Below are 23,862 nucleotides of genomic sequence, written 5' to 3' on the forward strand. Positions count from 1 at the left end.
TTTTATACCACCGGGTATTTCTTCATAATCTCTTCGGGTTTCATAAGTATGTCGACATACTGTGCCCGGGAATAGGCAAAGGGATCACCGACCTCTGACTTGGAGAGCTTCCCCCTGAAGTCGCTTATTGAGCCGTAGGATTTTGAATCCATCCAGGCCTCAAGGTCTTTCAGCATTTTGCTGATATGAGCAGGCTTGTTCCTGTAAATAGCGCTGACAACCTGCACACAATCAGCCCCGGCCAGAATCATTTTGGCAACATCCTCACCGGCATAAATACCTGTATTACCGCAAATATTGCCCTTGACATGCTTATAAAGCAGACCGGCAAATCTGAGCGGAAGCCGGTAGTCTCCCTCTCTGCTGAGGAAAAACGGATAAGTGTGGTTCTGTTCATTAGTGCTGATATCGGGCTGAAACAGCCTGTTGAAAAGCACGAACCCGTTTACGCCGACCTTATCCATCTCCGACACAACATGCAGAGGATTGGAATAGAAGGGGCCGATCTTGACTGCAACAGGTATATTCACCACTTTTTTAACTGCCCTGAGAATATCAATCTGCTTGTTCTCAATAGCGACAGCATCAGTTTCGGCGTCTTTCGGAACGGAGTAGAAATTGAGCTCAATTCCGTCGACGCCGGTTTCCTGAATTAATTGTGCATATTCGACCCAGGTCTCCTTGTAAACAGCATTCAGACTGGCTATTAACGGTATTGATACACTTTCCTTAGCTTTTTTCAACTCCAGGAGGTACTCTTTCGGCCCTCCGTGTTCGAGATTTGGATGAATGCTGGTCATCTCTGCATGCCTGTCATCAAACTCATGCATAGATTCATTCATTTGGATTCTCTCATACTGTATCTGCTCTTCGAAAAGCGATTTGTAAACAACTGCGGCTGCACCGGCTTTTTCAAGCTGGATAAGTGTTTCAGGGTTTTGGGATAAATTACAGGCACCAACTACTATTGGATTTTTAACATCTATTCCCATAAAACTGGTCTTCAGATCGGCCATAATATCAATTTTTAGTTTAACAATCCTAAAATAAAAACAATTTACAACAAACTTGGTTCAAAAAAAAAGCGGCTTTAAAGAAGCCGCCCTTTTTATCTGTATAATCATCATTAAACTGTTGAGAAATCCATTGATGCCATTCTTACATAACTCTTGTGCCTCCATTTTGCATTTTCTTCAGCTGCCTTGAACAACTCACCAGCGACATCCGGGAAAGCCTTCTGAAGTGATGTATACCGCACCTCTGATTTAAGGAAGTCCTGGAATTTACTGAAATCAGGCTCTTTAGAATCTATTACAAAAGGATTCTTCCCTTCCTGCTCAAGTAATGGATTGTACCTCCAGTTGGTCCAGTAGCCTGCCTCAACTGCAAGCTTACTCTCCTCCATGGTCTTGCCCATGCCGCCTCTTAAACCGTGATTAATACAGGGAGAATAAGCAATTATCACTGAGGGCCCCGGATAAGCCTCAGCCTCTTTAACAGCCTTGAAGAACTGGGACTGGCTTGCTCCCATCGCCACCTGGGCAACATAAACGTATCCGTAGCTCATAGCCATGATCCCGAGATCCTTCTTACGGATTCTTTTTCCTGCTGCGGCAAATTTGGCAACCGCACCGACCGGTGTTGATTTGGATGCCTGGCCTCCGGTGTTACTGTATACCTCGGTATCCATAACCAGCATATTAATATCATCACCTGATGCTATAACATGGTCAAGTCCGCCATATCCAATATCATATGCCCAGCCGTCACCACCGAATACCCATATGGATTTTTTCACCAGGTACTGCTTCAGTTTCATGATCTCGACTGAGATCTCATCTTTTTTATCCTTGAGGACCTCTTTAACTTTTTCAGAGGCCACCTTTGATTTCTCACCGTCATCCTTAGATTCCAGCCACTCTGTAAATGCCTCCTTAACCTTCGGTGGCAACTCACCTTCAAGTGCTCTTTTCATAAGCCCTTCAATCCGTGTCCGCATCTGTTTTACCCCAAGAAACATACCATAGCCATATTCAGCATTGTCTTCGAAAAGTGAATTGGCCCATGCTGGCCCGTGACCGTTTTTGTTAACGGTATAAGGTGTGGAAGGTGCTGAACCTCCGTATATTGAAGAGCATCCGGTTGCATTGGCTATCATCATCCGGTCGCCGTAAAGCTGGGTAATCAGCTTGATGTAAGGAGTTTCACCACAACCTGCACAGGCACCTGAAAACTCAAACAACGGCTGAGCAAACTGGCTGTTCTTAACGGACTTTTCTTTTTCAAGCACAGTATCCTTATATCCCACCTTGTTATGCATGTATTCCCAACGCGTATCCTCGACCATCTGTGAATCAAGGGACTCCATGACCAGCGCTTTTTTCTTGGAGGGACAAACATCAACGCAGTTACCGCAGCCTGTACAATCGAGGGGACTGATCTGCATACGGTACTGGTAATCCTTGGTTCCCCCAATCCCCTTAATAGTTTCTGTACCTTCAGGAGCATTCTTCACCTCCTTTTCTGTAAGAAGGAAGGGGCGGATCACTGAGTGAGGGCATACATAGGAACACTGGTTGCACTGAATGCAGTTCTCGGGTATCCATTTCGGTACATGAACCGCAATACCACGCTTCTCATAAGCAGTTGTACCAGCTGGGAATGTACCATCCTCACGGTCAACAAATGAACTGACCGGCAGGCTGTCGCCATTCTGTGCATTGATGGGCTCCATAATATTCTTTATGAAGTCAGGAATATCCCTTTTATCTTCAGGTTTGCTGTCATCAAGATCTTTCCATTCTGCAGGTATATCAACCTTGATTACGTCACCTCCACGATCGACTGCAGCATTGTTCATTGCAACGATCTCCTCCCCTTTCATGCCAAATGACTTGATAATAGCCTTTTTCATCTCTTCAACCGCCTTCTCGTAAGGAATTACTTCAGATATTTTGAAGAATGCGGATTGCATTATGGTATTGGTTCTGCCGCCGAGGCCTATTTCTTCTGCTATGTTTGTTGCATTGATCATGTAGAAACCGATGTCATTCTCAGCCATATACTTCTTCATACGGACAGGCAGTTTCTTTTTTGTCTCCTCAATATCCCAAATGCTGTTCAGCAGGAAGGTTCCTCCCTTCTTCAGTCCCTTCAGGAGATCATATTTATCAAGATATGCCGGAACGTGGCACGCAACAAAATCGGCTGTATTAACAAGGTATGGTGAACGGATGGGCTTGTCGCCAAACCTGAGATGCGAAACAGTTATCCCCCCCGATTTCTTTGAGTCATATGCAAAATAAGCCTGTGCAAACTTATCTGTTGTATCGCCAATGATAATGATTGAGTTCTTGTTTGCACCAACAGTACCGTCTGCTCCTATGCCGAAGAATTTTGCAGCATAATTACCCTCTGGCGAAACATCTATTTCTTTCATAAGGGGCAGGGAATGGAAAGTTACATCATCTATTATCCCGACAGTAAAGCGATTTTTAGGTTCAGGGAGCTTCAGGTTCTCGAAAACTGAAAGGATCATGGCAGGAGTGGTATCCTTTGAACTCAGTCCGTAACGGCCGCCTACGATCACAGGAGCGCCGGTTTGTCCGTAAAACAGGTCCTTAACATCAAGATAAAGAGGTTCACCATTTGCTCCCGGTTCCTTGGTCCTGTCAAGCACGGCAATTCTTTTAACCGACTTGGGCAATACCTTCATAAAGTATTTTGATGAGAACGGTCGGTATAGATGTACTGTGATAAGGCCTGTTTTTCCGCCATTTTTATTGATATGGTCAATTGTCTCCTTGATCGTATCTGTGATCGATCCCATTGCAACAACTATATCAGTTGCATCGGGTGCACCATAATATGTGAATGGATGGTATTCCCTTCCAGTGATTTTCGTGATCTCCTGCATATATTCCTCTACAACATCAGGTACAACATCGTAGAATTTGTTTGCTGCTTCGCGTGACTGGAAATAGATATCTGGGTTCTGTGCGGTACCCCTGGTAACAGGGTGCTCGGGATTAAGAGCCCTTTCACGGAAAGCCTGGACTGCATCCATATCAAGAAGCCTGGCCATCTCATCCTGGTCACAGGGCTCAACCTTCTGGATCTCATGTGAGGTACGGAACCCATCGAAAAAATGCAGGAAAGGTATCCTGGTCTTTATTGAGGCAAGATGAGCTACAGCTCCTATATCCATGATCTCCTGAACGCTGCCTGTAGCAAGAAGTGCAAACCCGGTTTGCCGGGTACTCATAACATCACTGTGATCACCGAAAATTGACAGGGCCTGTGCTGCGAGACTGCGGGCACTGACATGAAAGACGCCCGGAAGCAGCTCACCAGATATTTTGAACATGTTCGGGATCATAAGCAAAAGACCCTGGGAAGCGGTAAATGTGGTAGTAAGGGCGCCGGACTGCAATGATCCGTGAACAGCTCCTGCTGCACCACCTTCTGACTGCATCTCAACAACCTTTAAAACTTCTCCGAATATATTCTTTCTTTCATTAGCAGCCCATTCATCAACGTTCTCAGCCATGTTTGATGAAGGTGTAATAGGGTATATCGCAGCAACCTCACTAAACATATAGGCAACATGAGCAGCTGCATAGTTCCCGTCGCAAGTAATGAATTTCTTCTTTTTAGTCATATTCAATAATTCAATTAGTTGGTTAGTATTATCGGTAATAAGTTTGGCTTCAGCATCTTTGATTTTTCCGGAAATCCGGCGATCAGCAAAATTATAAAATAGAGACAAAAATTAACATGACATTACTCATAATGTCTCCGCCCACAATGGACTGTCATCATGCGGTATTTATGTTAAATATCAATACTGACTGCCGTCTGCGGTATAGTTCCGGAAAAAGGCTATTCGCTGTTCATCGAGATAAGGAACTCTTCATTGGAGTTGGTCTTTGCTATGCGATCACGCAGGAACTCCATTGATTCAACCGGGTTCATATCTGAAAGATAGTTACGGAGTATCCATATCTTGTTCATCATCTCCTTATCAAGCAGCAGGTCCTCTCTCCTTGTACTTGAAAGATTTACATCTACAGAAGGATAAACCCGCTTGTTGGAGAGCTTCCTGTCAAGCTGCAGCTCCATGTTACCTGTCCCCTTGAACTCCTCAAATATCACATCATCCATTTTCGATCCTGTTTCGGTAAGTGCAGTTGCAAGGATCGTAAGAGACCCGCCATTCTCAATATTCCTGGCCGCCCCAAAAAACCTCTTTGGTTTTTGCAGGGCATTGGCATCCACACCACCTGAAAGCACCTTGCCTGAAGCAGGTGAGACGGTATTGAAGGCCCTGGCGAGACGGGTTATCGAGTCAAGCAGAATGACCACATCATGTCCGCATTCCACCATCCTTTTTGCTTTCTCTATGACCATATTGGCAACCCTCACATGCCTGTCAGCAGGTTCGTCAAATGTGGATGACACAACCTCACCCCTAACGCTTCTGGCCATGTCGGTGACCTCTTCGGGCCGCTCATCTATAAGCAGTATCATCATATACACATCGGGATGATTTGCAGCGATGGCATTTGCAATTTCCTTCAGCAGTACTGTCTTTCCTGTTTTGGGCTGTGCCACTATAAGTCCCCTCTGGCCTTTCCCTATCGGAGCAAACAGATCTACTATGCGGGCAGATAAACTATTACTCTTTTCACTAACAAGAGTGAATTTCGAATCAGGAAACAGCGGAGTGAGGTAATCAAAAGGAACACGGTCTCTTATAAAGTCGGGTGTACGTCCGTTGATCATTTCAACTTTGATGAGGGGAAAATACTTTTCACCGTCTTTCGGCGGACGGATTGTTCCCTGAACGGTATCGCCCGTTTTTAGTCCGAAAAGCTTAATCTGCGACTGGGAAACATAAACATCATCGGGGCTGTTCAGATAATTATAATCTGATGAACGCAGGAAACCATAACCATCAGGCATTATCTCCAGCAATCCTGAAGCAGTAATTATCCCGTCAAAATCATATTCACGTGGACTGCTCTTCCTTTCAAACTGCTGTTTTTTGTGAAAACCCTCCTTACCCTGCCGCTCAGGCTGTTGAGATTTGTCCTCACCCCTTGCCTTGGGCCTGGGTTTATTATCTCCGTGCTGTTTGGGAGGCTTTCCTTCTTTAACCTGCTTTGCAGGTTTTTCAGAGGCGTGGCCAACCTTCAGATCGTCCCTGGATGCCTCGGATGTCACTTTTTGGGTATTCTCAGCTTCGCCGGCAGTTCTTTCACCAGATTTCTTTTCATCAAACTGATCCTCGGTGATCTTTTTCATTTTAGGAGGCCTTCCACGCCGTTTTCCGGTACCCTGACCCTGCTGGCTCTTCGGGGCCACTTTGCTTCTCTCAACATCTTTTTCTGAAGTTTTGATCGCCTGCTGGTCAAGTATCTTATAAATAAGATCCTGCTTTTTCAAAGATTCAACGCGCTTAATATCAAGCTCTTTGGCAATCTCACGCAGTTCAGGAACAAGTTTCTTGTTCAGTTCAAGAATATCATACATATGTTCAACTGGAATTAATTATTTTAAATAAGTATTTATCTACAAATCACCGGTAGTTTCCGGCTTTTGGTATAAGACAACCAGGGAATAAAACTGTAGTGCAATACAAGTGAGGAAAATTTTTGCAATAATAAGTAATTCTGTAAAATAAGCAAAAAGCAGAAAAAAAAAGTTATTTTTAACTTCGGATTGCGTTTTTTCAGGAACTATTGCATATGTTTGTTATGAAAGACAAAGATAATATATTTTCCGGTAAATCAAAAAATTTATAGTGCACGCAACCTTTACCCGGGATTAAACGTAAAAGAAAGAATATACAAAACTCCCAATAATTAATGAGGCAGCTTAAAATCATCAAACAGGTTACAAACAGGGAAACACCATCACTGGACAAATACCTGCATGAGATTGCAAAAGTTGAGCTGATCTCGGCCGAAGAGGAGGTGGAACTTGCCCGTAAAATCAGAAATGGCGACGAAAAGGCTCTTGACCTCCTTATAAAAGCGAACCTCAGATTTGTCGTTTCTGTATCAAAACAATACCAGAACCAAGGGCTAAGTCTGCCCGATCTCATTAACGAAGGAAATCTCGGACTGATAAAGGCTGCACAGAGATTTGACGAAACAAGGGGGTTTAAATTTATCTCTTACGCAGTATGGTGGATCAGGCAATCAATCCTCCAGGCCCTTGCCGAACAGGCCAGAATTGTCAGGCTCCCCCTTAACAAGATCGGTTATATCAATAAAATTAACCGGACCTTCTCCGAGCTTGAACAGAAATTCGAAAGAGAGCCCTCAATACTGGAAATAGCCCAGGCGCTGGAACTTGCCCCGAAAGATGTTAAGGAATCCCTGAAAACATCAGGAAGGCATGTTTCAATGGATGCCCCGCTAAACCCCGATGAAGAAGGGAACATGTATGATGTCCTGCTGACCGACAATATACCGGAACCCGACCGTGAACTGCTGATCGAATCGCTCAGAAAAGAGATCGAAAGAGCATTGTCAACCCTGACATACCGTGAAGCCAATATCGTCAGACTCTACTTCGGCCTGAACGGTAAACATCCGCACACACTTGAAGAGATTGGTGAAGCTTTTAACCTTACAAGGGAGAGAGTAAGACAGATCAAGGAAAAAGCAATCAAAAGGCTGAAACATTCGACAAAAAACAAGATCCTGAAAACATACCTGTAATTTTTTTTAACATCCTTGCCGTTCGGCCGGCGCACAGTTAATACCTGTAAATGGAACCATTGATAGCACCATCATTACTCGCAGCCAACTTTGGCAATCTTGATGCCGATATAGAAATCTTAAACGGGTCGGTAGCGGACTGGTTTCATATCGATATTATGGACGGAGTCTTCGTGCCCAACCTCAGTATCGGATTTCCCGTCCTCGATGCAATAAATAAAAAAGCCCGAAAACCCCTTGATGTGCACCTGATGATGGTTAACCCCCAAAAATACATCAGGCGTTTCAGACAGGCCGGAGCTTCTGTATTAACCGTTCATTATGAAGCTGTTACTCATCTGCACAGCACAGTAAGGGAAATAAGGGAACTGGGAATGAAAGCCGGGGTATCGTTAAATCCGCATACCCCTGTGTCATTGATGGAAGAGATCCTGCCTGACCTTGATCTGGTCCTTATAATGACTGTAAACCCCGGATTTGGAGGACAAACTTTCATTGAAAGCAGTTACAGCAAGATAACCAAGCTCCGTAAACTTATCACAGAGACAGGTTCATCGGCACTGATACAGGTGGACGGCGGTGTAGATCTGGAAAATGCACCCAGACTGGTTAAGGCAGGGACAGATATTCTTGTTGCAGGAAATACCATATTCAGTTCCGATGATCCAGCTGAAACAATAAGAAAACTAAAATCAGCAAGCGATACAATTGTGTAAAAACCTTGCAGAACCTTACGGCTACCAACCGGATGCAGGGATCTATTCCCTTCCAGCAAGAAAATCCTCCAGGTACGAAAAACTCCGGGTCAGTCCGCCCTCCCTTACAATTGTAGCCCGTTCAATTATACCGTCCCTGTCATTCAGGAATGCAGGAAATACGCTCTCGACAAGTTTCTCCGAAAACTCCTCCGAAGCATCACGGGGAAGTTCACCCGGAAGATTGTCAACAGCCATTACTGTAATATTTTTCCTGTCGAATGGTTCATCCTCAATACCCTTAACCGGGTCATAACCGTAGAATGGTTCATCGATAGCAGATGCGCGAATTGTAGAGGCAATAGGTTTGCCTATATCACAACTTACATCAGCAATTACAGATATTCTGAAACCGGGTTTTAGGTAATCTTCCTTTTCGAGGAATACAGGAGAACGCGGATCCCAGTAATGGCAGGGAATAAAAAGATCAGTTTCTGTACTGTATGGATAGAAAACCGACTCATATTCCTCGGGGTAATAGAAAAAATGTTGCAAGTCAAAATCCTCTCCATCCCTCCTCCTGACATAATGCCATGGATCAAGCCGGCATACCACCGGTTTACTGAAACTTCCCTGCATATACTCTTCCGGATCCACTATATCATATCCGAGCTGATCCAGTGTCTCCATAGCTCCACTGGCAACCCGCCCCCCTCCGGTTATCAGTATCTTTACCGGTGGCAAAGTGACTTTTTTCAGCTCTGACATCATTTCCGACATGTCGTGACATCGCCAGGCCGGCTTCAAATCAAAAAGTCTGTTACGTAGCCCCAACCCCCTCAAACCGTTATATGCGCCAACCATACCAGCCCACCGGCCAAAACCGACCAGTCTTAAATTATCATTACCGCTAAGGTATTCATAGTCGACAAGTGTTATTTTATTACTTACTATCTCCTGCAGTAATTTCCTGTTGTACGACTGCTTCTTTGCGGTGTGTGAGAAGAAGAGGTAGGTCTTTCCCGGGATGAGGCATGAAACAGCAACCTCTTTAACACCTACAAGCAGGTCACAATCAGAAAGGTCTTTACTGACAGGTATACCGGAAGCTGAGTACTCATCATCATCAAAGCACCTGATATCACTACTTTGAGCTGTTATCTTGAATTCAGGATACTGCTTCATCAGTTCAACAGCTTTGCCGGGAGTGAGCGCCGTTCGCCTGTCGACAGGGACTTTTGTCTCTTTTAATATGCCAATATGCATGACTTTTTTTTACGAAAATAACGAATTTAGCGAATAATTATGGTATAATAAACTTATGATAAATTGGCAGGGTTTTTGTACCTTTGCATATTGCTTGGGGCTGACTGGTTTTGACAGCAAGCCGGGCAGGTATGCAAGCATGCCGAGCAACGCATATAAGCTCGTAAAACTTTTTGTGCAAACTATTAAACGGCGAGAATAACTACGCGCTTGCAGCATAGTCTTAAGAAGATCTATGCATAATCTGCGGTCAAGGATCGCAGACAGGCTGTCTCTCAAAAACCACGCCCAACGGTTTTTGGTTAAGAGGCACCGGTAAGATTGGGCTGGCCTGGGGATATTCCCGCACCCCGGGTGAGAATTCAAGGGAATAAGGTATGGATAGGTTGTCTGTTGCCGGTCCGCTACCCGACAATAAATAACAGACTAAGCATGTAGAAACCATATCGGTTCCTTGTTTGGACGAGGGTTCGATTCCCTCCAGCTCCACAAAAGATTACCCAGGCCACCCTGTTCACGGGGTGGCCTGTTTTTTCAGACACCTCACACTGTAGCCGCTCCTTTTATCAGCTCCATCTCTGAATATTCCTGATGTCTTGAATGTCAGGCCCCGGCTCCATGCGTTATTATCACCAGAAACAGTTGATGTCCAGAAATATGTTTCCTCAGTAAAAAAATCAAAAAAAACTATTGGCTCGACCTGCCTGCTCCCTGCCGGAAGGGCTGAGAAACCGGTCTCATTCGTTGCTCCGACATTGGGGATGCTCCATATCTGAATACCGGTATCCTTAAGCATGCCTCCCTCGGTGTCTCCCCTGAGGCCTGTCAGCCCAACCTCATCTTCATTCATTCCAAGGTATCTTTCCAGTTCCTGCCAGTCCCCGTCCGACGGAACACCCCATCCTGCAGGACAAATTCCTTTTTCATCAACAACTGCATGCCAGTTGTATAAAGCACCAAATTCCCCGGCAAGGTTCCTGTCATTGTTATAAAAAACATATGCGCCTTCCCCCGCCAACATCCATTCGTTATCATCTTCCGGATTTGGGATTTCAGTTCCGTCATTATAAACAGTCACACGAAGGTTTTCAGCCATCCACCACTGGTCGCCTATTCTTACCGTTACATAAACATTTTCCTGGGCATCCATAACTGCGCCGGTCTCGATCCTGAGTTTTTCATCACCGTTGGGATCTTCATCCTTCTCACATCCTGAAGTCTTAAGCAGGACGACCGCCACTACTAAAGCGGTTAAATAACCGGAGTACTTGAACATAATGGAATTAATGAATCAAAATAATTAATAACGGTCCAATCAGGTAAATATACCTATTCCCGGATAAATCTTTGCAGACAGATTATGGGACCAGATCCAGGCAGAAAAAACACAGAATGATAAACAGGGTAAATCTATCAATCATTCTTCCTCGGGTTAGCCCTGCTAACCTTAAGGTTCCGCCCCAGCACTTCCTTCCCGTCCAGCTTTTCTATGGCACCTTCACCTTCAGGTTCATTGTCCATCTCAACGAATCCATATCCCTTTGACCTGTGAGTAAATTTGTCAGTAATTATTTTTACTGACGTTACTGTCCCAAATTCGGCAAATAACTGCTCGATATCTGCCTCTTTAAGAGAATAAGGTATGTTCCCGACATAAATAGTCATAAGAAACCGGTTTTTCGGTAAAACAAAACTCAAAATATGTAACAAGTTATAAATTAATGTTCAATTTCAAAAAAAAAATAAAAAAAACCGGAAAAGAGATAATAAAAACTCCCTTCTTCCGGCTGATATAAATGGCCTCCTACAGCTATTTTCCCAACGTTGCTACCATGACTGCCTTGATCGTATGCATCCTGTTCTCTGACTGGTCAAAAACAACTGAATGCTCTGACTCAAAGACATCTTCGGTGACTTCCATCGACTCAAGCCCGAATTTACTAAAAATCTCCTCACCTACTTTTGTCTCACGGTTATGGAATGCAGGAAGGCAATGCAGAAACTTCACGCCAGGATTACCCGACCACTCAATTACCTGCCTGTTAACCTGATAGGGCCTCAAAAGCTCAATCCTTTCCTCCCATACGCTGTCAGGTTCACCCATTGAGACCCAAACGTCGGTATAGAGAAAATCAACACCTTTTACAGCCTCCCTGACATCTTCTGTTATGGTTAATCCGGCACCTGTTGCAGCAGCCAATTCCCTGCACATTCCGACAAGTTTCCTGTCAGGCTGACACTTTTCCGGAGCGGCGGCCCTGAAGTCCATCCCCATCTTTACAGCACCAACCATAAGGGAGTTGCCGACATTATTCTTAGCATCGCCAAGATAACAAAATGAAATATCTCTCAGTGGTTTATCAGAATGCTCCATCATAGTGAGCAAATCTGCCAGAACCTGTGTTGGATGATACTCACTTGTAAGGCCATTCCAAACAGGTACACCGGCATACTCTGCCAGTTCTTCAACAATTTCCTGGCCGAAGCCCCTGTATTCAATTCCGTCATACATCCGGCCAAGTACACGGGCCGTATCTTTCATCGACTCCTTATGCCCAATCTGGGAACCGGTTGGTCCAAGATAAGTAACATGGGCTCCCTGATCAAATGCGGCAACTTCGAATGCACATCGTGTTCGCGTTGAGGTTTTCTCAAATATCAGGGCAATATTCTTTCCCTTCAGCATCTGCTTTTCGGTTCCTGAATATTTGGCAGCTTTAAGACTTGCTGACAGCTCAAGCAAATATTCTATTTCCCTTGACGAAAAATCAAGAAGTTTAAGAAAATGACGGTTTCTGAGATTAAAAGCCATTATTAGATTTCATTATAGGTTAAACATAATTTTGAAACATCAATCTTCATATTCCATGGTGATTTTTGTCCCGAATTTCTTATCAGACAACTTAAATGCCTCGGTGATAACACTTTTTTTACCTCCCCTCTCTAAAAACTGCAAACACGCTCTTATTTTTGGGGCCATACTACCCTCTGCAAACATACCGGCATTAATGTACTTCATTGTATCGTCGAAATTAAGAAATTCAACAGCCTTTTGTCCGGGTTTATTAAAATTGATATAAACATACGGAACATCTGTCAATATATAAAACTCATCTGCACCTATCTCGGCTGCCAAAAGCGACCCTGCAAGATCTTTGTCAATTACAGCTTCAGCCGGTCTGACCCTGCCCTCCTCATCAAAATAGACCGGCACTCCTCCCCCTCCGGAAGCGATAACAATTGTACCGTTTCGGGCCATCTCACTTATTACATTTACATTCAGAATGCTCTTGGGTTCGGGAGAAGGGACAACCCTGCGCCAGCCCCCACTTATCTTAACCTCTTCCCTGAACTCCCACCCTTTTTCACCGGCAAGTTTATCTGCCTGATCCCTGTTGTAGGTCTTCCCAACTCTTTTGGTGGGATTACTGAATGCATTGTCGTTTTTGTCAACTTCAACCATCGTAACCAATGTTACGATATCCCTCCTTATGTTATGTCTCCTGAGAACGTTGTGCATCATTCTTTCAATCATATAGCCTATTCCTCCCTGCGAGTCAGCTACGCAAATATCGAGAGGCATTTGAGGTATGCCAAAGTTCTGTTCACCTGCATCATTCCTCATAAGAATATTTCCAACCTGTGGTCCGTTACCGTGGGTAATAACCAGGTTATATCCTTCCTTAAGCAGAAAAATGAGGTTCTCCAGGGTATCGGTGGTGTTCTGTTCCTGCTCCTCAATTGTACCTTCCTGATCACCCCGCAACAAAGCATTACCACCAAGAGCCACAACAGCTAATCGTCTCATAAGCAAATACTTGCAGTCATATATTTATAAAAGACAAATTTATGTTATTTTTTATGAATTTAACATGATTTAAATTAGTTCATGACGAAGTGCTTAATACAATGATTTTGCAGTATCGCTTATTTATAAAAAAAGCAACGATCTTAAATAAAAATTTGCAATTTTGCAGCCAACGACAGAATCCGCAAAATGGCTGACTCGAAGATTAAAACCGGTAATTCAGGAAAAGTGAAGTCGAAATTGAGTTTTTTCAGGGATGATCGCTTCAGGCTCTCCGCAGGAAGTTTCATACTGCTTCTTTCACTGTTCCTGACATTATCGTTTGTATCGTATTTCTTCACGTGGAAAACAGATCAAAGTTTTGAGTGGGAAAAAATCCTGTCATCACCCGAGATCAGGGTTGAAAACTGGGCAGGAAAAACCGGAGCCTGGCTCTCGTCACTGTTCATTAACAAATGGTTCGGCATATCATCATTCACCATACCCTTTATCCTGATGCTTGCGGGATTCAGGATCCTGAGGGTAAAGATGTCGCCTGTCGGAAGAACAATCAGAATAACTATTACAGGGGCAATCCTCCTGTCGGTATCACTGGGTTATCTTTTTGGTGATGGAGGAGGTTTTTTGGGCAGCGGCCCCGGAGGAGCGCATGGATATTACCTGGCAGAATGGCTCAATGCAATTCTGGGAAAGACAGGAACAGCTTTACTGATACTACTGCTTATTTTCACATTCCTTCTTTTCTCCATAAGGGGAGCATCAGATTACATTAAGGATCTTTTCACCAGGCGCACACAAACGTTTGATCCCCCACCAGCCAATGAGGCAGTCACAACCGGGGCAGTCCCCGATACTGAACCGGAAGATACTTCTTCCGGCAAAACAGAAAACGAACCCTTTGAGATTGATGACGGCGATGAAGCCGGAAAAAGTGAGATTGAAGGATCAGTATACGAAGAAGATGATGTGCCTGAAAAAGACGGAGTCAAATTGCATGTAAGAGAGAAAAAAGCTGATGAGGGCAGCCTGCCTGATGATATGATAAACAAAAGCATACCTGAAGATTATGATCCGACACTTGATCTGCCGTCATACAAATTCCCACTAATAAACCTTCTGGAGCATCACAAAACTGATGAAAGCTCCGTAAGCAAGGAAGAGCTTATAAATAACAAGAACCGGATAGTCGAGACACTTGGTAATTACAAGATAAACATTGACAAGATCACTGCCACAATCGGCCCTACTGTTACACTGTATGAGATTGTTCCTGCCCCCGGAATAAGAATCTCCAAGATAAAAAATCTGGAAGATGACATTGCCCTGAGCCTGTCAGCACTGGGGATAAGAATAATAGCACCCATACCCGGCAGGGGCACAATAGGTATAGAGGTGCCGAACCAGAATCCGGAGATAGTTTCTATGAGATCCGTTATAAGTTCGGTGAAGTTCCAGGACGCCAAATACGAGTTACCGGTTGTCCTGGGTAAAACAATATCCAATGACACTTTTGTCGTTGATCTAACCCGCATGCCACATCTTCTGATAGCGGGAGCCACAGGGCAGGGTAAATCAGTGGGCCTTAATGCAATTCTTACTTCACTCCTTTACAAGAAACACCCGGCTCAGCTCAAACTGGTTCTAATTGACCCGAAAAAGGTTGAACTCACAGTCTATTCAAAGATTGAGCGGCATTTCCTTGCCAAGTTGCCTGATACTGATGAGGCAATAATTACCGATACGCAGAAAGTCATAAACACTCTCCAGTCACTTACGATAGAAATGGATGAGAGATACAATCTGCTCAAGGAAGCTCATGTAAGAAATATAAAAGAGTACAATACGAAATTTATTGCCAGGCGGTTAAACCCACAGAAAGGACACAAGTACCTGCCATATATTGTGGTTATTATTGATGAATTTGCAGATCTGATCATGACCGCCGGCCGCGAAATAGAGACACCGCTGACAAGACTTGCGCAACTTGCCAGGGCGATAGGAATACATCTTGTAATTGCAACCCAGCGTCCAACGACAAATATCATTACCGGGGTGATCAAGGCAAACTTTCCAAGCCGTATAGCATTCAGGGTTACTTCGATGATGGATTCGCGGACCATTCTGGACACGCCTGGTGCCAACCAGCTAATAGGCCGGGGAGATATGCTGATTACAGCCGGAAGTGAGATGATCAGGCTGCAATGTGCTTTCATTGACACCCCTGAGATTGACCGGGTAACGGAGTATATTGGATCACAGAAAGGTTATCCCTCCGCACATCTTCTGCCAGAATACGTTGGCGACAATGAAACAGAGACGGCCGAAGTAGATCTTAGAAAAAGGGATGATATTTTTGATGAAGCCGCCAGACTTGTAGTTCAGCATCAACAGGGATCTACCTCACTGATCCAAAGAAAGTTCTCTATCGGCTACAACAGGGCAGGGCGTATCATTGATCAGCTGGAAGCTGCAGGGGTGGTCGGGCCGTTTGAAGGCAGCAAGGCCAGGCAGGTTTTAATCAGGGACGAATATACTTTGGAACAGTTATTGAATGAACTGGATAGTTAAAAGAGTATCTATGCGAAAGCTAATTTCATTTATCATAACTATTCTCCTGTTAAATCCGCCACTTACCGGAGTAACCCAGGATGAGAAGGCGGCTGAGATACTGGATGGTCTTTCAGACCTCATGAATTCTGCACCGTCAGTTAAAATTGATTTTACATTTATTATAACAGACCTGAAAGACGGGATGACAGAAGAGATTGAAGGGAACATCGTAATGAAGGACAACAAATACCGGCTGGAAACGATGGAGATGGTATCATGGTTTGACGGCTCATCTGTATATACTTACATGCCCGATGTAAATGAGCTTATGATAAGCGATAATGCCGAAACAGAAGATATTTTATCAAACCCTGTAAACCTGTTCAGTATATACAGGGAAAAATTCAGGTACAGACTGATAGGCGAAACAAGCCAGTCTGGCAAAACCCTGTATGAAGTTGACCTTCATCCGCTCGACCTTGACCAGGCCTATCATACCATTAAGCTCTTTATCGAAAAGGATAAAAAAAGTCTTCACTCTGCAGTTGTGGCCGCAAAGGACGGTTCCCGTTACACATTACTGGTTGATAAATTCGATGACCGGCATGATCTGCCCGACGACTTCTTTTCGTTCACAAAAGATGATTACCCCGGGGTTGAAGTTATTGACATGCGCTGGTAATATCAATCACTCCGGATATTCGACCCTGACGTGATATATATTCCGCAACTTCTTTTTATAGATCTCTTTGGTAGTGGTTATATCCTTGAAGGTTATGTCGGTATCAGTAAATTGCTCCTCGTTTACCTGGCTGTTAATGATTGACTCAACAAGGTTATTTATAGAATCAACATCCGTTTTTTTCAGGCTCCTCGATGCCGCTTCAACGGAGTCGGCCATCATCAGCACAGCGGTTTCACGTGAAAAAGGTTTGGGGCCTGGATATGTGTATTTTTGCAGATCAACCTCATCATCAGGGTATTCCTTTAGGTATGAACGATAAAAATATTGTACACGCGTAGTGCCATGGTGAGTCCTGATGAAATCAATTACCTGTTCCGGAAGATTATGCCTTCTGGCCATTTCCACCCCTTTTGCAACATGCGATATGATTTTCTGGGCACTCTCCTCAAAATCGAGTGAATCATGTGGATTATACCCTGTTGTTTGGTTTTCAATAAAATAAGCCGGATCTGCCATTTTTCCTATATCATGGTAAAGCGCACCTGTTCTTACCAGAAGCGGGTTACCTCCTATCTCAAATATCGCAGCCTCAGCAAGGTTAGCGACCTGTATTGAATGCTGAAAAGTGCCGGGCGCTTCCTCAGCAAGCTTCCGCAAAAGTGGCTGATTGGTATCAGACAGCTCCATCAGGGTTGCATCAGATATAAACCCGAATGACTTTTCAAATATATAAAGCAAGGGATAAGTGATCAGCACAAGCAAGCCATTGCCTCCGAACCAGGCAAAATTCATGTAATCTATTGATGCTATGCTCCTCTCCTGTATTACAGCTATACCGAAATAGAGGGCAGAATATGTCAGGAATATTATCACTGCCGTAAGGAATAGTTTGCTGCGCCGGTATAGGTTGGTAAGACTGAAAATAGCGACTATTCCTGCAATAAAGTTGAGAAATATGAACTCAAAGCTGTTGGGTGCAAAAAAGCCCACCAGCAGGAGAATAATAGTATGAACAAAGAGAGCCAGTCTTTCATCATAAAAAGTTCTGATAATAATGGGTACAATTGCAAATGGCACAATGTAGAAATTAACCGGGCTATACCTGATGATCATCATCGATATGACAACCATTAGCAGAAAAAGAAGGAGTATGAACAGACTCTTCCTCACATCATTAAGAATCTCACGCCTGAAATTGTAGAGAAACAGATAAAGGACTGTCAACAGGGAGAACACGAGGATAAACTGACCCAGAAATACCAGGTTTATGTTTGCCCCGCTGAACTTGGTCTCATATTCCCTTCTCAGCGATTCAAGGATCCGGAAAACATCCCCGGTTATAAGGTCTCCCCTTGAGACGATCCTTTCTCCCGCCTGAACCATTCCACGGGCAAAGGATATCTCTTCAAGCAGGCTTTGCCTCACCCTTTCGGTCATCACCTGATCATACGTGAGGTTGGGATGTATGTACCGGCTGACATCCAGCATGTTAAAAAACTCCACGTAGATCCCTGGCTGGCCTGTCAGATTTCTCCCGGCCCAGTCTTCGATACTTTCAGTAAAGAATTCATAGGCGCCTTTTTGGCGAAAGTAACCATCTGCCGGTGTCCTTTCGCCAATGTTATTCCTGACAATGACAATCGGCTCATTTGCGGCAGCAATCCTGTCAGCAGTCTCCCCCGGCTCAATTATACCCATGCTGTAGACATCCCTGAGCACCTCCCTGCTGAACCCGGCAAACTGATTTGTAATGTTAATGAATTCTTCACGTCTGTTACCGGCAGGCTCGGCCTGTTCGCCAAAAAATTCCACATTCCTGCTCATAAAATTTTCAATGTCAGAGCTCAGATTATCACTGTACAGTGAAACTATTGAGTCATACACCAGGCTGTCATGCCTGAAATAATGCCGGAATCCTGCAAGAGCACTATCCCGTTCGGCATTCAGCTCAGCCTCCGTTTTGTAAATGGGAAAATTGAAAGGTGCAATAAGCGTCTCATGCATCCAGGGGCGCCCTCTCTGAAACTCATACCTGAATTTCCCTTCCCGGGGAAGAGAGTACAGAACCAGCAATGCAGTGACAAGAAAGAGCAGCACCACCATGATGGTGCTGTAATGCTTTTTTGCAAATCCGATAATGTTTTTCACGACCTGTGATTTATATGCCTTTAGGTATGCAAAAATACATTATTTTATTGATCTGTATAATAGACATCAGAAGATGAAAAATTTCCTTTATATTTGAATATATGGAATACGGAGTGTCATTATTACCGGTTATCCCTCTCAGGACAAATCCTTCTGAGAAAAGTGAAATGATAACCCAGCTGCTCTTCGGCGAATATGTAAAAATAGTTGACAAGGAAGGCCAGTGGTGGATGGTTGAATTCCCGGATGACAGTTACCAGGGATGGACTACAGGTAAGATGCTGACACCTGTTACGGAAGAACAGGCGGTCAGGGCAGCAGAAACTGATGCAAGGGTTACCGCAAATCTAATTTTGCCTGTTGCACCCAGGGATACAGAGGACATTTCACTGATCCCGGCAGGAAGCATACTGAATGAATACAAACCTGCATCCAACAGTTTTACCGCAGGCAGCAAACTATTTTCCTGCAGGCAGCAGCCATTGTTTTATGACCCTGAAAGCCTGAGGTTCAAGGTAGATGAAGTAGCAGAATCATTCATTAATATACCATACCTATGGGGCGGCAAGAACCCTTTTGGTATCGACTGTTCCGGCCTGACACAGGTGATCATGAGAATTTTCGGCATTAAAATTCCCCGGGATGCCAGAAAACAGGTCGACCGCGGAAACCCGGTAAGTTTTATAACAGAGGCAGAGCCCGGAGATCTGGCTTTCTTTGACAATGAGGAGGGGGAGATTATCCACACGGGCATTATTGTGAGCAACCAGCAGATCATACATGCCTCGGGTTGCGTAAGGAAAGACAGAATAGATCACCAGGGGATATACAACAGCGCAGTCAAAAGGTACACACACAGGCTGAGGGTGATAAAAAACCTTGCAAGCTACAGGCACTGAGCTTCAGGTAAATCAGTAATGTACGGTCACACCCAAAAGAAACGGGACCGCCGCAAAGGCAGTCCCGTATTATTAAAATACCCGTCTGTGTCAGGAAGCAGGTCCTTCTGCAGCAGTTTCTCCCATCGGTTTAAGTTTACTGCCCACCAATGCAAAGAATAAGATGTACAGGTAACATATCACCGGTATAATAAATGAGTATTGTATATTCAATGCGTCACCAACCACACCCATAAGCAGGGGGATAACAGCTCCGCCGACTATAAATGTGTTAATTACTCCGGTAGCAAGACTGACCTCGCTCTTGTCAAGTCCTTTAACTGCCAGGGAGTAAATATTTGGAAACATGACCGAATTGAACAATCCAATGGATACAATTGACCAGAGCGCAATCTTACCAGATGTGAGCATTGAAGTTGTTGCCATTATAACAGCAATTATTGCAAAAACGGAAAGTACAAGATTAGCCTTACCTTTTCCTATCTGCATGAGAACATAATTAAGCACTGCAAATCCAAGGAAAGTAAGAGACATAGGCAGGCTGTACTCGAGTGTGATAAAACCAACCACGAAGGCCCAAACCACTACCAGTCCGGCAAAAATAAACTTTAAGTTCTGCTTTTTGATATCTGAAAGGGCGATCGCTCCGAAAAGTCGTCCTACCATGGCACCTGCCCAGTACAGACCGACAAATTTCATGGCCAGCTCCCTGCTGACACCACCACCCAGTCCGGGTTGAACTACATAGGAGGATATAGCCGTACCTATACCAACCTCAGCTCCTACATAACAAAAGATACCGATCGCACCCAGAATCACATGCCTGTATTTGAAAACTGTTGAGTAATTCCCGATACCCTCCTGGCTTAATACCGGAAGATTGATAAACCTTATACCAATAGCTACAACCAATACAACAACAGCTATAATAATAAACGGGGGAAGAAGATCGGCTGGACGGATCCCGCCGGGAACGATAGCGTCAACTACACCTGTAACAGCTTCGGCAGCTGCAGGAACAGCAGCAGGAAGGATCAGGGCAACGATTAAAAGCGGCGCTAACCAGGTGGCAATGGAATTGAGCGCCATGGTAAGATTAAGGCGGCCTGAAGCTGTCTCAGGAGGTCCGAGTTTTGTAACAAATGGGTTGCATGATGTCTGCAGAATAACTACACCCAATGAAAGCAGCATTATGGCACCGAGAAAGAAAGGATAAGATTCTGTCCTGATGGCAGGAAAGAATAAAAATCCTGCAACTGACATCAGAAGCAATCCTAAAAATATGGAATTCTTATAACCTATTCTCTTAACCACACTTCCGGAAGGAATCGAAAAAACAGCATACGAAATAAAAAAGGCAGAATTAACCAGAAAGCCCTGTGCATAAGAAAGATCGAACGCTTCCATCACAGGGTCACTCAGGGTAATTATAAATGTGGTTACAAAACCGAAAATGAAATAGATCATGGAAATGAAAATCATTCCCACCTTCAAAGTATTGTTTTGATTTGACATGGTGATGAGTTTTAGTTAGTAATTTAGGAGGATTTTAGCTATAATAAACAATTACCGTAAAATATTAAAACTTATTTATCAAGTTCCTTCCAGATCAGGGCACTGGCTCCCATAACAGCAGCATTCTTGTCAGTCAGCTGCGAAGGAAGGATCCTTACCTTGTTCCGGAATGTACCCATTACCGCCTCTTCCATGTACTTCTTTGTAGGCTTGAAAATATAGTCACCCGACTTTGAGAGTCCACCAAAAAGGAATACTGCCTCAGGGCTTGTATGAGCTACAGAATCGGCCAGCTTCCTGCCAAGTATTTTCCCGGTTACATCAAATGCCTTAAGTGCTACAGGATCACTCTTTACAGCAGCGTTGTATATCATTTCAGAATCAAGTTCACCAAAACTGTAGTTAACAAGGTCACTTCCATTTGCATCAGATGCCAGCAACTCAAAAACAGTACGTTTTATTCCGGGCGCCGACACATATGTCTCAAGACAGCCAAGGTTGCCACAGCCACATCTGCGACCGTTTTCCACGACGTTAACATGGCCCAGTTCACCTGCGAAACCGTCATGACCGTAAACCAGGTCTCCGTTTACCACTATCCCGCTTCCAAGTCCGGTTCCGAGAGTGATCATTATAAAATCTTTCATTCCTTTGGCACCACCATACACCATTTCACCCAGGGCAGCTGCATTTGCATCGTTTGTAAGCTTAACGGGAAGGTTATAATGCTTGTTTACCATTTCTGCCAGCGGAATCACCCCTTTCCATTTGAGGTTGGTCGCATTCTCTATTGTTCCGTTGTGGTAATTGCCGTTCGGGGCACCTATGCCAACACCTACAATCTTGTATGGCCCTTCAAGCTGCTTTTCGGCATTCTTGAGTTCCTTTATAAGATTATCGAGGTAATCATTCACATTATCATAGGCATCAGTTGGCGATACTGATTCGGCATAGCAATTACCGTCGCGGTCAACGTATCCGCTTTTGGTAAAGGTGCCCCCAATGTCAATTCCTATAACATACTCTTTCATAGTGGTATAATGATTTAAGTTATAAAATGGTTATTGTTTTATTAAAAGTCATGTCAAAAAAATCAAGAGGTAAAGGTAAAAAAAATAGTATAACACCTGTCCGGGATGATTTTTTTTCTGCAATCAGTTTTAAAGAAATCAATGATTATTTTTGCATGATGCGAATATTCAGCAGTTTCAGAATAGACAATGTTAATGACTTCAAGGCAAAACTGCTTGACTGGAGCCGTGACTTCAACGAAGTGTGCATTCTTGACTCCAATGGTTACAGTAAGCGCTTCAATTCACCAACCTGCAGTTTCAGATACGATTACCTGGCTGCAATCGGCTCAGTCAATAAGATGGGGCAAGATGAACAAGGCAACCTGGAAGCAATCGGCAAATTCTCCGGTTTGGCGGGTGACTGGCTTTTTGGACATCTCAGTTACGATATTAAAAATGAAACCGAGAACCTTTCCTCCTCTCATCCTGACAGGATAGGTTTCCCTCTTGCAGAATTTTTCGTTCCCGGGTATATATTCGTCATAGACGGGAACAACCTGCAGGTAGGCTGGCTCAAATCCCTTTCAGGTGAGGTGGAAATAAACCGTTTAGTGAAAGAGATCGACTCCCTTACCATTCGGCAATTGAAAGCGGGTGGGTCCGGACCGGTAAAAGAGGTGATGACCAAAAAAGAATACCTTGAGGCGGTAAAGAGAGTCATGGGACACATAGGCAGAGGCAATATTTACGAGGTAAACATCTGCCAGGAATTCTTTTCTTCAATTAAATCATTTGATCCCGGCCAAGCCTGGCTGAGCCTTATCGAAGAGTCGCCCACACCGTTTTCATGCTATTATAACCTGGGCGATAAGTATCTATTGTGTGCCAGTCCCGAACGTTTCATGAAAAGAACCGGCAACAGGATTATATCGCAACCCATAAAGGGTACAGCCGCAAGAGGCAATAATGTCCTTGAAGATGAGCAACTCCTAAGGAAACTCGCCACTGATCCAAAAGAGCGGGCAGAAAATGTCATGATCACCGACCTGGTAAGGAATGATTTGTCGGTGATTGCAGAACGGGGCTCGGTAAAGGTTGATGAGTTGTGCGGAATATATCCGTTCCCCCGTGTATTCCAGATGCAATCTACCATCTCGGCCCTTATTCGACCTAAAACGAGCCTGGTTGACATTATAAGGGCATTGTTCCCTATGGGTTCAATGACAGGCGCGCCCAAAATACGTGCAATGGAGATCATTGAACAATATGAGCGCAGCAGGCGGGGACTCTATTCAGGGGCCGTTGGATATATTACGCCACAAAATGATTTTGACTTCAATGTTGTTATAAGAAGTATCCAGTACAACCGGACATCAGAAGCGCTTTCATTCATGGTTGGCGGCGCAATCACTTCGCTGTCCGACCCTGAAAAGGAATTCGCAGAATGCATGCTTAAAGCAGGCGCTATAATGAAGATTCTGGGAACCGGCAGGTAAGGTGCCGGGGTCGAGTCTACTCCCAAATGTTAAACCGGCGCCAGCTTGAGATATCAT

Annotated in this window: 17 protein-coding genes and 1 other RNA gene; 7 read left to right on the forward strand and 11 right to left on the reverse strand. The window is 44.2% G+C overall.

Going from position 1 to position 23,862, the window contains the following annotated elements; translation table 11 throughout:
- Positions 1 to 2: 2 nt before the first annotated feature.
- From EA408_10070 to EA408_10080, 3 genes are all read right to left on the reverse strand, one after another.
- Positions 3 to 1,016, reverse strand: a complete 1,014-nt coding sequence (locus EA408_10070; protein ID TVR70999.1) for a dihydroorotate dehydrogenase-like protein — start codon at positions 1,014 to 1,016, stop codon at positions 3 to 5.
- Positions 1,017 to 1,126: 110 nt separating this feature from the next.
- Positions 1,127 to 4,660 carry a pyruvate:ferredoxin (flavodoxin) oxidoreductase gene (gene nifJ, locus EA408_10075; GenBank protein TVR71000.1) on the reverse strand — a complete coding sequence of 1,178 codons (3,534 nt, stop codon included), beginning with the start codon at positions 4,658 to 4,660 and terminating at the stop codon, positions 1,127 to 1,129.
- 221 nt (positions 4,661 to 4,881) lie between these two features.
- The gene (locus EA408_10080; protein TVR71001.1) at positions 4,882 to 6,534 is read right to left on the reverse strand and encodes a transcription termination factor Rho; all 1,653 of its coding nucleotides are present in this window, start codon (positions 6,532 to 6,534) and stop codon (positions 4,882 to 4,884) included.
- Positions 6,535 to 6,869: 335 nt separating this feature from the next.
- Here EA408_10080 and EA408_10085 point away from each other — a divergent pair, with 335 nt between their 5' ends.
- Complete coding sequence (locus EA408_10085; GenBank protein TVR71002.1) at positions 6,870 to 7,730, forward strand: RNA polymerase sigma factor RpoD/SigA; 861 nt, start codon at positions 6,870 to 6,872, stop codon at positions 7,728 to 7,730.
- Between the two features lie 50 nt (positions 7,731 to 7,780).
- A complete protein-coding gene (gene rpe / locus EA408_10090; protein TVR71003.1) occupies positions 7,781 to 8,446 on the forward strand; it encodes a ribulose-phosphate 3-epimerase in 666 nt (221 codons plus the stop codon).
- Between the two features lie 42 nt (positions 8,447 to 8,488).
- On the opposite strand, the gene EA408_10095 is transcribed toward rpe, so the two are convergent.
- Positions 8,489 to 9,691: an alanine dehydrogenase gene (locus EA408_10095; protein TVR71004.1), complete on the reverse strand. Its 1,203-nt coding sequence runs from the start codon at positions 9,689 to 9,691 to the stop codon at positions 8,489 to 8,491.
- A gap of 96 nt (positions 9,692 to 9,787) precedes the next feature.
- Here EA408_10095 and ssrA point away from each other — a divergent pair.
- Positions 9,788 to 10,183, forward strand: a transfer-messenger RNA (tmRNA) gene (gene ssrA, locus EA408_10100).
- Positions 10,184 to 10,205: 22 nt separating this feature from the next.
- Here ssrA and EA408_10105 read toward each other — a convergent pair.
- From EA408_10105 to arcC, 4 genes are all read right to left on the reverse strand, one after another.
- Positions 10,206 to 10,967, reverse strand: a complete 762-nt coding sequence (locus EA408_10105) for a hypothetical protein (GenBank protein ID TVR71005.1) — start codon at positions 10,965 to 10,967, stop codon at positions 10,206 to 10,208.
- 137 nt (positions 10,968 to 11,104) lie between these two features.
- On the reverse strand, positions 11,105 to 11,356 hold the full coding sequence (locus EA408_10110) for an RNA-binding protein (GenBank protein ID TVR71006.1): 252 nt from the start codon (positions 11,354 to 11,356) through the stop codon (positions 11,105 to 11,107).
- 145 nt (positions 11,357 to 11,501) lie between these two features.
- A complete protein-coding gene (gene argF / locus EA408_10115; GenBank protein TVR71007.1) occupies positions 11,502 to 12,503 on the reverse strand; it encodes an ornithine carbamoyltransferase in 1,002 nt (333 codons plus the stop codon).
- A gap of 39 nt (positions 12,504 to 12,542) precedes the next feature.
- The gene (gene arcC, locus EA408_10120; protein ID TVR71008.1) at positions 12,543 to 13,499 is read right to left on the reverse strand and encodes a carbamate kinase; all 957 of its coding nucleotides are present in this window, start codon (positions 13,497 to 13,499) and stop codon (positions 12,543 to 12,545) included.
- A 189-nt stretch (positions 13,500 to 13,688) separates the two neighbouring features.
- On the opposite strand from arcC, the gene EA408_10125 reads away from it, so the two are divergent.
- Both EA408_10125 and EA408_10130 read left to right on the forward strand, forming a co-directional pair.
- A complete protein-coding gene (locus EA408_10125) occupies positions 13,689 to 16,067 on the forward strand; it encodes a DNA translocase FtsK (GenBank protein ID TVR71009.1) in 2,379 nt (792 codons plus the stop codon).
- Complete coding sequence (locus EA408_10130) at positions 16,051 to 16,731, forward strand: outer membrane lipoprotein carrier protein LolA (GenBank protein ID TVR71010.1); 681 nt, start codon at positions 16,051 to 16,053, stop codon at positions 16,729 to 16,731. Before EA408_10125 ends, EA408_10130 begins: the two co-directional genes overlap by 17 nt.
- Positions 16,732 to 16,737: 6 nt before the next feature.
- On the opposite strand, the gene EA408_10135 is transcribed toward EA408_10130, so the two are convergent.
- Positions 16,738 to 18,882, reverse strand: a complete 2,145-nt coding sequence (locus tag EA408_10135; protein ID TVR71011.1) for an HDIG domain-containing protein — start codon at positions 18,880 to 18,882, stop codon at positions 16,738 to 16,740.
- A 101-nt stretch (positions 18,883 to 18,983) separates the two neighbouring features.
- Between EA408_10135 and EA408_10140 the strand changes: the two genes are divergently transcribed.
- Positions 18,984 to 19,781, forward strand: a complete 798-nt coding sequence (locus EA408_10140) for a hydrolase Nlp/P60 (protein ID TVR71012.1) — start codon at positions 18,984 to 18,986, stop codon at positions 19,779 to 19,781.
- A gap of 90 nt (positions 19,782 to 19,871) precedes the next feature.
- On the opposite strand, the gene EA408_10145 is transcribed toward EA408_10140, so the two are convergent.
- Together EA408_10145 and EA408_10150 are read right to left on the reverse strand one after the other, a co-directional pair.
- Positions 19,872 to 21,296 (reverse strand): MFS transporter, encoded by a 1,425-nt coding sequence (locus tag EA408_10145; GenBank protein ID TVR71013.1) that lies wholly within the window; start codon positions 21,294 to 21,296, stop codon positions 19,872 to 19,874.
- 71 nt (positions 21,297 to 21,367) lie between these two features.
- Positions 21,368 to 22,327 carry an ROK family protein gene (locus EA408_10150; protein ID TVR71014.1) on the reverse strand — a complete coding sequence of 320 codons (960 nt, stop codon included), beginning with the start codon at positions 22,325 to 22,327 and terminating at the stop codon, positions 21,368 to 21,370.
- 26 nt (positions 22,328 to 22,353) lie between these two features.
- Between EA408_10150 and EA408_10155 the strand changes: the two genes are divergently transcribed.
- Positions 22,354 to 23,805 carry an anthranilate synthase component I family protein gene (locus EA408_10155; GenBank protein ID TVR71015.1) on the forward strand — a complete coding sequence of 484 codons (1,452 nt, stop codon included), beginning with the start codon at positions 22,354 to 22,356 and terminating at the stop codon, positions 23,803 to 23,805.
- Positions 23,806 to 23,862: the final 57 nt, after the last annotated feature.

Source organism: Marinilabiliales bacterium, from assembly GCA_007695015.1.
GTDB lineage: Bacteria > Bacteroidota > Bacteroidia > Bacteroidales > PUMT01 > PXAP01.

Bases quoted from the DNA above. Each gene is read 5' to 3' on its own strand.
- EA408_10130 (TVR71010.1), top strand. From the start codon at position 16,051: ATGAACTGGATAGTTAAAAGAGTATCTATGCGAAAGCTAATTTCATTT.
- rpe (TVR71003.1), top strand. From the start codon at position 7,781: ATGGAACCATTGATAGCACCATCATTACTCGCAGCCAACTTTGGCAAT.
- EA408_10105 (TVR71005.1), bottom strand. From the start codon at position 10,967: ATGTTCAAGTACTCCGGTTATTTAACCGCTTTAGTAGTGGCGGTCGTC.
- nifJ (TVR71000.1), bottom strand. From the start codon at position 4,660: ATGACTAAAAAGAAGAAATTCATTACTTGCGACGGGAACTATGCAGCT.
- argF (TVR71007.1), bottom strand. From the start codon at position 12,503: ATGGCTTTTAATCTCAGAAACCGTCATTTTCTTAAACTTCTTGATTTT.
- EA408_10070 (TVR70999.1), bottom strand. From the start codon at position 1,016: ATGGCCGATCTGAAGACCAGTTTTATGGGAATAGATGTTAAAAATCCA.
- EA408_10150 (TVR71014.1), bottom strand. From the start codon at position 22,327: ATGAAAGAGTATGTTATAGGAATTGACATTGGGGGCACCTTTACCAAA.
- EA408_10110 (TVR71006.1), bottom strand. From the start codon at position 11,356: ATGACTATTTATGTCGGGAACATACCTTATTCTCTTAAAGAGGCAGAT.
- EA408_10080 (TVR71001.1), bottom strand. From the start codon at position 6,534: ATGTATGATATTCTTGAACTGAACAAGAAACTTGTTCCTGAACTGCGT.
- EA408_10085 (TVR71002.1), top strand. From the start codon at position 6,870: ATGAGGCAGCTTAAAATCATCAAACAGGTTACAAACAGGGAAACACCA.
- arcC (TVR71008.1), bottom strand. From the start codon at position 13,499: ATGAGACGATTAGCTGTTGTGGCTCTTGGTGGTAATGCTTTGTTGCGG.
- EA408_10145 (TVR71013.1), bottom strand. From the start codon at position 21,296: ATGTCAAATCAAAACAATACTTTGAAGGTGGGAATGATTTTCATTTCC.
- EA408_10155 (TVR71015.1), top strand. From the start codon at position 22,354: ATGGTTATTGTTTTATTAAAAGTCATGTCAAAAAAATCAAGAGGTAAA.
- EA408_10125 (TVR71009.1), top strand. From the start codon at position 13,689: ATGGCTGACTCGAAGATTAAAACCGGTAATTCAGGAAAAGTGAAGTCG.
- EA408_10095 (TVR71004.1), bottom strand. From the start codon at position 9,691: ATGCATATTGGCATATTAAAAGAGACAAAAGTCCCTGTCGACAGGCGA.
- EA408_10140 (TVR71012.1), top strand. From the start codon at position 18,984: ATGGAATACGGAGTGTCATTATTACCGGTTATCCCTCTCAGGACAAAT.